The 12,597-nt window shown below is 37.9% G+C and carries 12 protein-coding genes; 9 read left to right on the top strand and 3 right to left on the bottom strand.

Annotated features, from left to right (window positions below):
* Window positions 1-32 precede the first annotated feature (32 nt).
* The 5 genes from ligA to gatB all read left to right on the top strand — a co-directional run bounded on the left by ligA (window position 33) and on the right by gatB (window position 6,902).
* Window positions 33-2,036 carry an NAD-dependent DNA ligase LigA gene (gene ligA, locus NST98_RS10720; RefSeq protein WP_340715102.1) on the top strand — a complete coding sequence of 668 codons (2,004 nt, stop codon included), beginning with the start codon at window positions 33-35 and terminating at the stop codon, window positions 2,034-2,036.
* Between the two features lie 14 nt (window positions 2,037-2,050).
* A complete protein-coding gene (locus NST98_RS10715; RefSeq protein ID WP_340715101.1) occupies window positions 2,051-3,199 on the top strand; it encodes a CamS family sex pheromone protein in 1,149 nt (382 codons plus the stop codon).
* Window positions 3,200-3,595: 396 nt separating this feature from the next.
* Window positions 3,596-3,889, top strand: coding sequence for an Asp-tRNA(Asn)/Glu-tRNA(Gln) amidotransferase subunit GatC (gene gatC, locus NST98_RS10710; RefSeq protein WP_016838752.1), 294 nt, complete (start codon window positions 3,596-3,598; stop codon window positions 3,887-3,889).
* A gap of 104 nt (window positions 3,890-3,993) precedes the next feature.
* Window positions 3,994-5,454: an Asp-tRNA(Asn)/Glu-tRNA(Gln) amidotransferase subunit GatA gene (gatA, locus tag NST98_RS10705; protein ID WP_168412277.1), complete on the top strand. Its 1,461-nt coding sequence runs from the start codon at window positions 3,994-3,996 to the stop codon at window positions 5,452-5,454.
* A gap of 2 nt (window positions 5,455-5,456) precedes the next feature.
* Entirely contained in the window at window positions 5,457-6,902 is a 1,446-nt protein-coding gene (gene gatB / locus NST98_RS10700) for an Asp-tRNA(Asn)/Glu-tRNA(Gln) amidotransferase subunit GatB (protein WP_340715100.1), read from the top strand.
* Between the two features lie 323 nt (window positions 6,903-7,225).
* On the opposite strand, the gene NST98_RS10695 is transcribed toward gatB, so the two are convergent.
* From NST98_RS10695 to NST98_RS10685, 3 genes are read right to left on the bottom strand one after another with little or no spacing between them, the layout of a single operon-like run.
* Window positions 7,226-7,513 (bottom strand): hypothetical protein, encoded by a 288-nt coding sequence (locus NST98_RS10695; RefSeq protein ID WP_340715099.1) that lies wholly within the window; start codon window positions 7,511-7,513, stop codon window positions 7,226-7,228.
* Window positions 7,514-7,545: 32 nt separating this feature from the next.
* Window positions 7,546-7,818, bottom strand: coding sequence for a hypothetical protein (locus NST98_RS10690; protein WP_340715098.1), 273 nt, complete (start codon window positions 7,816-7,818; stop codon window positions 7,546-7,548).
* Window positions 7,808-8,146: a PadR family transcriptional regulator gene (locus NST98_RS10685; RefSeq protein ID WP_340715097.1), complete on the bottom strand. Its 339-nt coding sequence runs from the start codon at window positions 8,144-8,146 to the stop codon at window positions 7,808-7,810. Before NST98_RS10685 ends, NST98_RS10690 begins: the two co-directional genes overlap by 11 nt.
* A 215-nt stretch (window positions 8,147-8,361) precedes the next feature.
* Here NST98_RS10685 and NST98_RS10680 point away from each other — a divergent pair, with 215 nt between their 5' ends.
* The 4 genes from NST98_RS10680 (at window position 8,362) to NST98_RS10665 (ending at window position 12,585) form a co-directional block, all read left to right on the top strand.
* On the top strand, window positions 8,362-8,925 hold the full coding sequence (locus NST98_RS10680) for a thioredoxin family protein (protein WP_096549739.1): 564 nt from the start codon (window positions 8,362-8,364) through the stop codon (window positions 8,923-8,925).
* A 142-nt stretch (window positions 8,926-9,067) separates the two neighbouring features.
* Window positions 9,068-9,982: a diacylglycerol kinase gene (locus NST98_RS10675; protein WP_339287793.1), complete on the top strand. Its 915-nt coding sequence runs from the start codon at window positions 9,068-9,070 to the stop codon at window positions 9,980-9,982.
* Between the two features lie 228 nt (window positions 9,983-10,210).
* Window positions 10,211-11,560, top strand: coding sequence for a cytochrome ubiquinol oxidase subunit I (locus NST98_RS10670; RefSeq protein WP_340715096.1), 1,350 nt, complete (start codon window positions 10,211-10,213; stop codon window positions 11,558-11,560).
* Complete coding sequence (locus NST98_RS10665) at window positions 11,557-12,585, top strand: cytochrome d ubiquinol oxidase subunit II (RefSeq protein WP_340715095.1); 1,029 nt, start codon at window positions 11,557-11,559, stop codon at window positions 12,583-12,585. Before NST98_RS10670 ends, NST98_RS10665 begins: the two co-directional genes overlap by 4 nt.
* The last annotated feature ends 12 nt before the right edge of the window (window positions 12,586-12,597 follow it).

The following is a 12,597-nucleotide window of genomic DNA, read 5'->3' as shown; positions in this document are numbered from 1 at the left end:
ACATTTCACTTAACAATTAGTGGAGGATTACGATGAAAGACCTTGAAAAACGTGTAGCTGAACTAAATAAGCTTTTACATGAATATGCTCATGCCTACTATGTACTAGACAAGCCTTTAGTTCCTGATGCGGTGTATGATCAGCTAATGCAAGAATTAATGGCAATCGAAAAGGAACATCCGGAATTCATCTATCCGGATTCACCTACTCAACGGGTTGGTGGAAAGCCGCTTGAAGGGTTTAACAAAGTAACTCACAGATACCCGATGTTAAGCCTTTCGAATGCATTTTCCGAAGATGATTTGCGGGATTTTGATCGAAAAATTCGTCAAGCGATTGGCGATCGATACAACTATGTTTGTGAACTGAAAATAGATGGGCTTGCCATCGCATTAAGATATGAGAATGGAATATTTGTACAAGGCGCTACCCGCGGTGATGGTACAGTCGGCGAAGATATTACAGTAAATTTAAAAACCATTAAAGACATTCCATTGCGATTAAAAGAGCCGGTAACAATTGAAGTGCGCGGAGAGGCTTACATGCCTAAAAAATCCTTTGAAGAATTAAATAAACAGCGAGCGGAAAATGGAGAAGATCTTTTTGCTAATCCTCGGAATGCAGCTGCTGGATCACTGCGCCAACTCGATTCAAAAATCACCGCTTCTCGAAACTTAGCGACATTTATCTACTCAATTGGTGGAGATGGAGAAGCATACGGTATTGATAGCCATGCAGAAATGCTTGAATACTTAGATTCGATTGGTTTCCGTGTCAACAAAGAAAGAACAGTTTGTGAAACAATTGATGATGTATTAGCGTTTATAAATAAATGGACAGCGGAACGCCCAAACTTGCCCTATGAAATCGATGGTATTGTAATCAAGGTGAATCGATTTGCTCACCAACAAGAACTCGGATTTACAGCAAAAAGTCCTCGCTGGGCCATCGCTTATAAGTTCCCGGCGGAAGAAGCCATTACGAAAATCATCGATATTGAATTAACAGTAGGACGCACAGGTGTTGTAACTCCTACAGCAATTCTAGAACCTGTCAGAATTGCAGGTTCTACAGTGGGACGAGCTTCCCTTCATAACGAAGATTTAATACGTGAAAAAGATATCCGAATTGGTGATACGGTCATCGTTCATAAAGCAGGAGACATTATTCCGGAAGTCGTTAGCGTCATTTTAGAACAGCGGCCAGAAGGTACTGTACCATATAAAATGCCTGATCATTGCCCTGTTTGTGGCAGCGAACTCATTCGTATTGACGAAGAAGTAGCAATTCGCTGTGTAAATCCTGCCTGTCCTGCTCAAATTGCTGAAGGAATTAAGCACTTTGTTTCTAGAAATGCAATGAATATCGATGGTTTGGGAGAGAAAATAACGGAACAGCTTTTAAAAGAAAACTATATTCGTGATGTAGCGGATTTATATCATTTACAAGTGGAAGAGCTGGCGAAATTGGAACGTATGGGGCAACTTTCTGCAACAAATTTAGTCAATGCTATCGAACGTTCAAAAGAAAATTCATTAGAACGGTTATTATTTGGCCTTGGAATTCGCCATGTTGGTGAAAAAGCAGCAAAGCTCATTGCGGAAGAATTTGAAACAATGGATCGCATCATGGAGGCAACAGTAGAAGAGCTGACGAATATTCATGAAATCGGTGAAAAAATCGCTCAATCAGTTGTTTCTTATTTCCAAAAAGATGAAGCGAAACAATTAATCGCCCGACTCAAAGAAGCCGGTGTCAACATGATGTATAAAGGGAAGAAGAAGTCTCAAGCAGCAATTTCAGATAGCCCATTTGCAGGGAAAACGATTGTTTTAACTGGAAAATTGGAAAGATTGACACGCAATGAAGCTAAAGCGAAAATAGAAGAGTTGGGTGGTAAAGTGACAGGAAGCGTCAGTAAAAAGACAGATCTTGTTATTGCAGGAACAGATGCAGGCTCTAAACTTACGAAAGCACAAGAATTGGGTATAGAAGTTTGGGACGAAAACCGCCTTATTGAACAATTAGAAAAGTAAAGGGGATTCATACAATGAACCGATTTCGCTGGATAACGGCGATGGTCGTTGTCGCTGTGCTTAGCGGTTGTACGCCTTCTTTTCGAGAAGATACGGAAGTAGTAGGACCAAATAAAAAATCTGAAGCAGAAGTTGAAACGACTATCATCCCAAATATGCAACTGGACGAAAGATATTATAAAACATTGATTCCATATAAAGAGAGTGCAAGCAGAGGTCTCGTCGTATCAAATATTTATACGAAATACGACATTAAAGAAGCAGAAGAAGGGTTAATGCGTATTTCGCAAAACGAATTTAGCACAGATAAGTATTATTTCCAAGAAGGACAATATTTAGATAGTGATACGGTCACCAGTTGGCTTGCACGAAGCAACCAAACTGAAGATGGGTTAAATCCCCCTGCTGAAAAAGACATGGATCCTGTAAAACGGGCAAAAGAAGCGCCTGTATACTTAGCGCATATTATCGAGCAAAACTACTTAACAAAGACGAATGACAATAAAGTGACGCTTGGCGGAATCTCCATTGGACTAGCATTAAATTCCATTTATTACTATCAGAAAGAACAATATGGCGAATGGTATGATGAACCAATACCTCCTGCACAACTAGAGAAAAAAGGAAAAGAAATAGCGGAAGAGGTAATTCGTCGTTTACGTGCCCGTCCGGAGTTACAAGATATTCCTATTCTGATTGCATTATTTAAACAGGAAGCACGTAACTCCATCGTTCCGGGAACTTATTTTGCATATAGTCTATCCAAGCCAGGACAAAATAGTTTAGAAGAATGGACGTCTATCAATGAAAAATATGTAACGTTCCCTATGACAAATCCAGAGGATATTTATCGAGAAATCAATACAAACTTCCTAAACTTCAAACAAGATATTCAAGATTATTTTTCAAATTATACAAGCGTCATCGGTCGAGGATTTTACCAGAACGACCAATTAGTCAGATTAAATGTGGAAGTGCCGATTCAATTTTATGGAACGACGGAAATAATCGGTTTTACTCAATATTTAACAGGCGTATTAATGAAAAGATTCCCAAATAGCCTTGATATTGAAGTGAGCATTACTTCCATTAATGGACCGGAAGCACTTATTCTAAAAAATCGCAATGATCAGGAGCCATTTGTTCATATCTATGATTATTAATGAAAAAGGGGGCGTCTGAAAAGTCATTTTGAGACGCCCCCTTTACGGCTGTCGCACAAGCTTAGCCGCAGATAAATTGCGGCTGTCGCAAGAGCTTTCGCCGCAGATAAATTGCGACGAGGGGGCGCGTTTAATGTGACCACCGCAGGAGAGCAAAGTTTTTAAGAGAATATTACTATAAGAAGTAAGGCTGTTCAGAAAGTGTTCGACTTTCTGGACAGCCCCTTTCAAATTGTTTATTTTCTCTTTGATAGTGATGTTTGAAAATATGTAGTTTTTGGAGATAATTGAAAAGTAATATTTAACTGAAGGGAATTTCCTATAAAAGTGTGATTTTTCAATAAAAAAATGGTATTATTATTGCCAGGTTTACGAAATGTGGAGGTGTAATCATCAATGTCAAAATTGACGAAGGAAGAAGTAAAGCACGTAGCTCACCTTGCTCGTTTAGCAATTACAGAAGAAGAAGCTGAAAAATTTGCTGAACAGCTTGGAAAAATTACGGAATATGTACAAACATTAAATGAATTAGACACAACAAATGTAGAGCCAACGTCACACGTTTTACCGATCGTTAATGTAATGAGAGAAGACGTAGCTGAAAAAGGATTGGATCGGGAAAAAGTGTTATTGAATGTAAAAGAACATGAAGATGGTCTTGTTAAAGTTCCACCAATTTTAGAAGAATAAAAGTTAATGGATGGATTTGTTAATGGCAAAAGCCATTATTTTTTGTGTAAGTCACTAGCGAGGCTTACATTGTTCAATATACCCATATTAAAGGAGGGAACTTCATGACGTTATTAGAACGTTCATCTAAAGAATTACAAGAAGGTTTACATAATGGCGATTTTACAATTGTTGATTTAGTGAATGAATCTTATAAAAGAATCGAAGAAGTTGATGGAGATGTGCAAGCGTTTCTTGCTTTAAATAAAGAAAAAGCGCTTGAGGAAGCAAAAGAAAAGGATCAAGTACCAAAGAATGAACGCGGTCCATTGTTCGGTCTACCAATTGGAATTAAAGACAATATCGTGACTGAAGGACTTGAAACGACTTGTGCTTCTAAAATCTTAGAAGGTTTCATTCCAATCTATGACGCGACAGTTGTGAAGAAGCTTCGAGAAGCTGGCATGATTACAATTGGCAAGCTCAACATGGATGAATTTGCGATGGGTTCATCAACGGAAACTTCATATTACAAAAAGACGAAAAACCCTTGGGATCTTGAACGTGTACCAGGCGGTTCTTCAGGTGGATCAGCAGCAAGTGTTGCAGCAGGAGAAGTTCCATTCGCATTAGGTACAGATACAGGTGGTTCAATTCGTCAACCTGCCGCATTCTGTGGTGTAGTCGGAATGAAGCCAACTTATGGCCGTGTTTCCCGTTTTGGTGCAGTTGCCTTTGCATCATCTCTTGACCAAATCGGACCAATTACACGCAATGTGTATGATAATGCGTTATTACTAGAAGTGATTGCTGGCGTGGACCCTAATGACTCTACAAGTGCCGATGTGCCAGTGCCAAACTATGTATCTAAATTAGACGGAGATATTAAAGGACTTCGCATCGCAGTTCCGAAAGAATTTTTAGGTGAGGGTGTAAGTGAATCTGTACGCAAATCTGTTTTAGATGCTCTTGAAGTGTTCAAAGGACTTGGTGCAACAGTTGAAGAGGTTTCACTTCCTCACTCTAAATACGCTTTAGCAACTTACTACATCCTTTCATCTTCTGAAGCTTCATCTAACCTTGCTCGCTTCGACGGAATTCGTTACGGCTTCCGTGCAGAAGGCGTGAAAAACTTAATGGAATTATATAAAGAAACACGTGCACAAGGCTTTGGAGATGAAGTAAAACGTCGTATCATGCTTGGTACGTATTCACTTTCTGCAGGAACATATGATGCTTACTATAAAAAAGCACAACAAGTTCGTACATTAATTAAGCAAGATTACGATAAAGTATTTGAAGATTATGATGTAATCGTTGGTCCAACAACACCATCACCAGCATTCAAAATTGGTGAAAACATCGATGATCCACTGACAATGTATGCGAATGATATTTTAACAATTCCAATTAACTTAGCGGGTGTACCTGCAATTTCAATCCCTTGTGGATTTGACAACGGCTTGCCACTAGGTTTACAAATCATTGGTAAGCACTTTGATGAAGAAACAGTTTATCGCGCTGCTTATGCATTTGAAAAAGCAACAGATTTCCATAAACAATCTCCTAGATTGGGGGGTAAATAATCATGAATTTTGAAACAGTTATTGGTTTAGAAGTACACGTTGAATTAAAAACAAATTCTAAAATTTTCTCTGCAGCACCTAACCAATTCGGTGCAGAGCCAAACGCAAATACAACAGTTTACGACCTTGCTTATCCAGGAGTACTTCCGGTTTTAAATAAAACTGTTGTTGAATATGCAATGAAAGCTGCTCTTGCATTAAACATGAAGATTAATCAGCATACAAAATTTGACCGTAAAAACTATTTCTATCCAGACAATCCGAGCGGCTATCAAATCTCTCAATATGATAAACCTATCGGCTATGATGGATGGATTGAAATCGAAGTACCTGCAAAAGATGGACAACCAGGGTATACGAAGCGAATCGGTATTACACGTCTTCATATGGAAGAAGATGCTGGTAAATTATTACACGGAGATGGCTACTCACTTGTTGACTTTAACCGTAAAGGAACGCCACTCTTAGAAATCGTTTCTGAACCAGATATCCGTACTCCAGAAGAAGCGTATTTATACCTTGAAAAATTAAAGTCCATTATCCAATATACAGGCGTTTCTGATGTGAAAATGGAAGAAGGTTCATTGCGTTGTGACGCAAATATTTCCATTCGACCATACGGACAAAAAGAATTCGGTACAAAAACAGAATTGAAAAACTTAAACTCTTTCAACTTTGTTCGTAAAGGGCTTGAATACGAAGAAAAACGCCAAGCAGAAGTTTTAATGAGCGGTGGGGTAATCAAGCAAGAAACACGCCGTTTCGATGAAAAAACAGGAAAAACTATCTTAATGCGTGTAAAAGAAGCTGCTGAGGATTATCGTTACTTCCCAGAGCCAGACTTAGTTCATCTTGAAATTGATGATGAATGGTTGGAGCGCGTGAAAACTTCCATCCCTGAGCTTCCAGATGCTCGTAAAAAACGGTACATTGAACAGCTTGGTTTAACAGAGTACGATGCAAATGTACTAGTAGTAAATAAAACGATTTCAGACTTCTTCGATGAAATGGTTAAACTCGGTGCAGATGCAAAACTTTCTGCTAACTGGCTAATGGGTGACGTTTCCGCTTACTTAAACGCAGAACAAATTGAAATTACAGAAACAAAATTAACGCCTGAAAACTTGGCTGGATTAGTAAAACTTATTTCTGATGGTACAATTTCTTCCAAAATTGCGAAGAAAGTATTTAATGAGTTAGTGAAAAACGGTGGAGATGCTGAAAAAATCGTGAAGGAAAAAGGTATGGTTCAAATTTCTGATCCAAACGTACTTCTTCCGATTATTATTGAAGTGCTTGACAATAACCCACAATCTATTGAAGACTTTAAAAATGGTAAAGATCGTGCTATTGGCTTCTTAGTAGGTCAAATTATGAAAGCAACAAAAGGACAAGCAAACCCACCAATGGTTAATAAAATATTACTTGAAGAAATTAATAAACGATAAATAATATGTGCCGCATAAGCTTCTTTGGCTTATGCGGATTTTTATATTAGTGGTTACAGCATGAATGAGATGCTTGTGCAAAAGGGTGTCTAGTTGTGAAAATAGGGTTTCCATTTGTGTGGATGGGATGTACACTTGTGCAGATATGATTTCTACATGTACATAGGAGTGCTGCTTGTGTGTATAGAGAATGAACATGTGCGGATAGGAGTATCACTTGTGCGGATAAAGTGTCATTCGTGCGGATAGGAGTGCTGCTTGTGTGTATAGAGAATGAACATGTGCGGAAGGGGTGTCCACTTGTGTAGATAGGGCTTCTACATCTACAGCTTTACAAACAACATCACTACTAACTTATTATTTTTCTTTAATAAAATAATCGCATTGCTAATTAGCCCAAATCCAATCCCGATGATTCCTCCAATAATCATGCCAACTAGTACATCAATCCAACCTCCTGAAAAGAACATTTCTTTGCCGCCACTAGCTATAAATCCAATAAGAGTACCAATATAAACCCCTATAAACATAAATGCTGCATAGAAAAATCCAATTGCTTCATGATGGGCAATATCAAGATTTTCATAATACTCCTCAAATCTTTTCTTCAAATCAGTAGACTCAGTTGTTTCACTTCGAAATTTTAGTGCTTCCTTCGCCGTTCAAATGCCTCCTGCTCTGAAAGTCCTTCTTCGATTAAATCTTTCATGTAAAGAATCATGTCATTTTGAGCTTCCATTGACATATTTGATTGGCTTTTTAATTTTGAAAGTTTTGATGTAACTCTGCTGCGAATTTGACCAGTTTTATATTTCAGCTTTTCTAAATACGTCATCTCGGCTTCTTCCAAATAGTATTGGGATTGTTCCTTTGCAAACTGTTTTATTTTCCCTTTCATTTCATCACTAAAATTCATTTTCTTTTCCCTCCGATCTGATTGTTTGAATTCGGTCGCTTAAAAAATCCCATCTTGCCCAAAAATCCTCTAACTCTTCCTTTCCACGCTCGTTAAGAGTGTAGAACTTTCTTGGTGGACCTAATTCAGAAGGTTTTTTTGTAATGTTGACTAATTTATTTTTTTCAAGCCGAAGGAGCAATGCATATACAGAGGCTTCAGCCAATTCTTCAAAACCTAATGAACGCAGTTTTTTAGTAATTTCATAGCCATATATTTCACCGTGGCTAATGATTTCCATCACAATACCTTCCAAAACGCCTTTAAGCATTTCACGCATGTTTTCCAAATCCATCACCTCTTTTTGTACTCAATATTATTTGGTACATCTATATAATATTATAGAGTAGTAGAATGGTCAATTAAAATGTGCAAGATTTATTGGGGAAATGCAAAAGTCATAGCACTTCATTTTTTGCAGATGCAACATCCCTTTATATAATCAAAAACATTGTAATTCTAAACTTTTCCATGCAATATAGTAACAAAAGGGAGGTTGATGACATGAAAACAGAACAACAATATTTCGAACAGGGGATTTCCATGGCAGAATACATGGAGCAAATGAAAACAAATTTAAAAGAGGGAAGTTTTGAAATATATCACAACTTCAAAATCGATGAAAATGACGAACTGATCCCGCTGCTTAAAGAGAAAAAGCCACATATTTTAACTATTACGGAAGATTGGTGTGGAGATGCCATGCTCAATAATCCCATCATGCGTAAAATTGCTGAAGCAGCCGGGTTGGACATTCGATGTGTATTCCGAGACGAAGATACAGACTTAATTGACCGCTATTTAACAAACGGAGGAAGAGCGATTCCAATTTATTTATTCCTAAATGAAGAAGGACAAGTCATAGGAAAATGGGGACCTAGAGCTCCAGAGCTGCAACAATTAGTAGTGGAAGAAAGAGCAAAATTGCCGGCTAAAGATAACCCAACATTTGAAGAAAAACAAAAAGAGTTGTATACTACTTTGCAGGAGAAATTTGTAAAAGATCCACAATGTGCAAAGTGGGTATATGAAGATATGAAAAAAGTTATAATGGAAATGTTATCTTAATTTCAAACCAAAGTTTGTTAAACTAAGAAAATTCCCTTTCGTTGGATTGGGAATTTTCTCTTGTTAATTTCATTCATCATAAGGAACATTCAAAGATACATAAACGTTTTTAATTTAAAAGAATAAATAGGATGGCGAAAACATGAAAAGAGCGAGAATTATTTATAATCCAACATCAGGTAGAGAAACTTTTAAAAAGCACTTGCCTGAAGTGCTAGAAAAGCTGGAGATTGCTGGGTATGAAACATCTTGCCATGCAACAACTGGCGCAGGTGATGCAAAAGCTGCTGCAGAAAAAGCTGTTGAACGTGGATTTGATATAGTTGTTGCTGCTGGTGGAGATGGGACATTAAACGAAGTCGTTTCGGGAATCAGCTCTTTTGAAAAACGTCCAAAGCTCGGTGTCATTCCAATGGGAACAACAAATGATTTTGCTCGTGCCCTTCATATTCCTAGGAAAATTGAAGATGCGGTTGATGTGATTGTAAAAGGTGATACAATCCCAGTCGACGTTGGATTATTAAATGAGGAACGCTATTTTATCAACATAGCAGCAGGTGGACGCATCACAGAGTTAACCTATGAAGTACCAATAAAAATGAAAACGGTTTTAGGGCAACTAGCATATTACATCAAAGGAATTGAAATGCTTCCTTCCATCAAAGCAACCAATATGCGATTTGAAATGGACGGAGAAGTGTATGAAGGCGAAGTGATGGCCTTTTTATGTGCACTCACGAACTCAGTCGGTGGGTTTGAAAAAATTGCTCCAGATTCAAGTATTAACGATGGCAAATTTACGATGATGATTTTAAAAAAATGTAGTTTAGCTGATTTCATTAAAGTCCTTACGCTAGCACTTCGAGGAGAACATTTAAGTGATCCACATGTAATTTATCGTAAGGCAAATGTCGTGAAAGTATCATCGGATGAGGACGTGTTGATTAATTTAGATGGGGAATTAGGTGGAAAAGCGCCAGTAACATTTAAAAATCTAAAAAGACATATTGAAGTTTTTGTACCAATTGATGATATTCGCGAACAAGATCGCGTTTAGTTTGACTCGAAAAAAATGTGCTAAGAGTCCTTACACCTATGCAAATGCATGTTACATAAGCATTTGCATAGGTTTTTTTTATTTACACAAAATAACTCGAGATGAAAGGAGTTTATATGAAATGTATAAAAAGCAAGAAAAATGGTTGGTGTATTTAACTTTTGGTGTGGCTATCATTATGTTTCTTTCGATGATTGGAAGGATTTTCGGTAGTTAGGAGGATGACTTTTGATGAACGAGTCCGCTGTGTTTTGGAGTCGAATGTTAACGGAATTAACATTATCCTTTCATATTGTTTATGCAACCATTGGAGTCGGCGTTCCGCTTATGATTATGATTGCTCAATGGGTAGGGATGAAAAATAATGATGAGCATTATATTTTGCTTGCAAGGCGTATTACACGAGGGTTTGTCATTACGGTTGCAGTTGGCGTCGTGACAGGGACGGCAATTGGGTTGCAACTATCACTGTTGTGGCCGAACTTTATGCGATTGGCTGGACAAGTGATTGCGTTACCATTGTTTATGGAGACTTTCGCCTTTTTCTTTGAAGCTATTTTTTTAGGAATTTATCTATATACGTGGGATCGATTTGATAATCAAACAAAACATATGCTCCTCCTTATCCCTGTGGCGATTGGTGCATCGATGTCTGCCGTATTTATCACCGTTGTGAATTCTTTTATGAATACGCCACAAGGATTTGAATTGGTAAATGGTGAGCTAGTGAATATTCAACCGCTTGTTGCGATGTTTAACCCATCAATGCCAACAAAAGTAGCCCATGTATTAGCCTCTGCCTATATGACATCCGCCTTCTTACTAGCATCCATTGCCGCTTTTCGTCTACTTAAAGGTTCAAACCACATCTATTATAAAAAATCGTTGTTTTTGATGATGAAGTTGGGACTAATCTTTTCGATTGCTACGGCGGTGATTGGGGACTTTTCAGGAAAGTTTTTAGCAGAATATCAACCTGAAAAATTGGCTGCTGCAGAGTGGCATTTTGAAACAGAAGAAGCAGCATCACTTATATTGTTAGGATTTATGGATCAAGAGGAAAATATAAAGCTTGCCATTCGAATTCCTTACGCTTTAAGCATATTAGCTCATGGAAATCCAATGGCAGAAGTGATTGGTCTAAATGAATTTCCTGAAGATGAAATTCCTCCGCTTTATATCCACTATTTGTTTAATATCATGGTATTTATTGGAATGTTTATGACGTTACTTTCAATACTTTATGTTGCTGGTGTATGGAGAGGATGGCAATTCATTAAAAAGGCATGGTTCAGATGGTTGACCGTTTTAGGAGGACCATTATCCATTATTGCGATAGAAACTGGTTGGTGGCTTGCAGAAGTAGGGAGACAGCCATGGATTTTAAGAGGATATATGCGAACTGCACAAGGAGCTACAACGAGTGAACATGTCGATATGATGTTTATTTTATTCTGTATTTTGTACATCGTTTTAGGAATTGGAAGCATTGTCGTATTAAGTAGAATGTACCGTGCTAACCCAATTGAACAGGAGATCCAAGACCGAATGGCTGAAGTGGAAGGGGGCGTACGATGAATCTAGAAGTGTTAGGAATTATTGTGTTATGGATTTTCCTTTTCGGGTACGTCATTGTCGCTTCAATCGATTTTGGAGCAGGATTTTTTAACGCTTATAGTTTATTAACGAACAAATCACATATTTTATCGAATATTATTCAACGATATTTATCCCCTGTATGGGAAGTGACGAATGTTTTTTTAGTATTTTTCTTTGTCGGCATAGTTGGATTTTTTCCGCAAACTGCCTTCTATTACGGAACGGTATTGCTCGTACCTGTAAGCATTGCAATCATTTTATTAGCGGTACGAGGTTCATATTATGCCTTTGAATCGTACGGATCAAGAGGCCATAAAGGATATGCATTTGCTTATGGAGTATCAGGCTTACTCATTCCTTCATCACTTTCTGTTGTGTTGACGATTTCAGAAGGTGGATTTGTTGAGATAATCAATGATCGCCCTCAGTTAGATTTTTGGGCTTTGTTTACAAGTCCCTTAACTTGGAGCATCGTTCTTTTAAGTATTGCCAGTGTGTTATATATATCTGCCGTGTTTTTAACATGGTATGCATGGAAAGCGCAAGATTGGGAAGCGCATGAATTAATGAGAAAGTATGCGCTCATTTGGGCAGGACCGTTAATTTTTATGGCCGTTGCAATCATCATACAAATGCAACAGCATAACCCGGAACGATTTCGAAATATGATTTCCATTTGGCCGATGTTTGGCATCTCTGGGATGTTATTTTTGATGACGGTTTGGCTGATTTGGAAGAAACGGGGTCTTGGGCTTTCAGTGGGGTTGTTGATTCTTCAATTCTTATTTGCATTTTTTGCATACGGTATTTCCCATTATCCATATTTACTCTATCCCCATTTAACAATCTATGAAGGGTTTACGAATCAAGAAATGGCCATTTCTCTTGTGATTGCCTTTATTGCGGGACTATGTTTGCTTATTCCGTCACTCTATTTACTGTTTCGATTGTTTTTATTTAATAAAGAATACCTTACTGGGAATCAAAAGGATTTTCATGCCTAATAGGAGGGGTTG

Origin of the sequence: Ureibacillus sp. FSL W8-0352, assembly GCF_038004345.1 — a bacterium.
GTDB lineage: Bacteria > Bacillota > Bacilli > Bacillales_A > Planococcaceae > Ureibacillus > Ureibacillus thermosphaericus.
The sequence above is the reverse complement of the archived record's forward strand: the minus strand, read 5'-3'. Positions and strand labels throughout refer to the sequence as shown.

Excerpts from the sequence above, each read along its gene's own strand:
- ligA (WP_340715102.1), top strand. The coding sequence starts at position 33 with ATGAAAGACCTTGAAAAACGTGTAGCTGAACTAAATAAGCTTTTACAT.
- NST98_RS10715 (WP_340715101.1), top strand. The coding sequence starts at position 2,051 with ATGAACCGATTTCGCTGGATAACGGCGATGGTCGTTGTCGCTGTGCTT.
- gatC (WP_016838752.1), top strand. The coding sequence starts at position 3,596 with ATGTCAAAATTGACGAAGGAAGAAGTAAAGCACGTAGCTCACCTTGCT.
- gatA (WP_168412277.1), top strand. The coding sequence starts at position 3,994 with ATGACGTTATTAGAACGTTCATCTAAAGAATTACAAGAAGGTTTACAT.
- gatB (WP_340715100.1), top strand. The coding sequence starts at position 5,457 with ATGAATTTTGAAACAGTTATTGGTTTAGAAGTACACGTTGAATTAAAA.
- NST98_RS10690 (WP_340715098.1), bottom strand. The coding sequence starts at position 7,818 with ATGAATTTTAGTGATGAAATGAAAGGGAAAATAAAACAGTTTGCAAAG.
- NST98_RS10680 (WP_096549739.1), top strand. The coding sequence starts at position 8,362 with ATGAAAACAGAACAACAATATTTCGAACAGGGGATTTCCATGGCAGAA.
- NST98_RS10675 (WP_339287793.1), top strand. The coding sequence starts at position 9,068 with ATGAAAAGAGCGAGAATTATTTATAATCCAACATCAGGTAGAGAAACT.
- NST98_RS10665 (WP_340715095.1), top strand. The coding sequence starts at position 11,557 with ATGAATCTAGAAGTGTTAGGAATTATTGTGTTATGGATTTTCCTTTTC.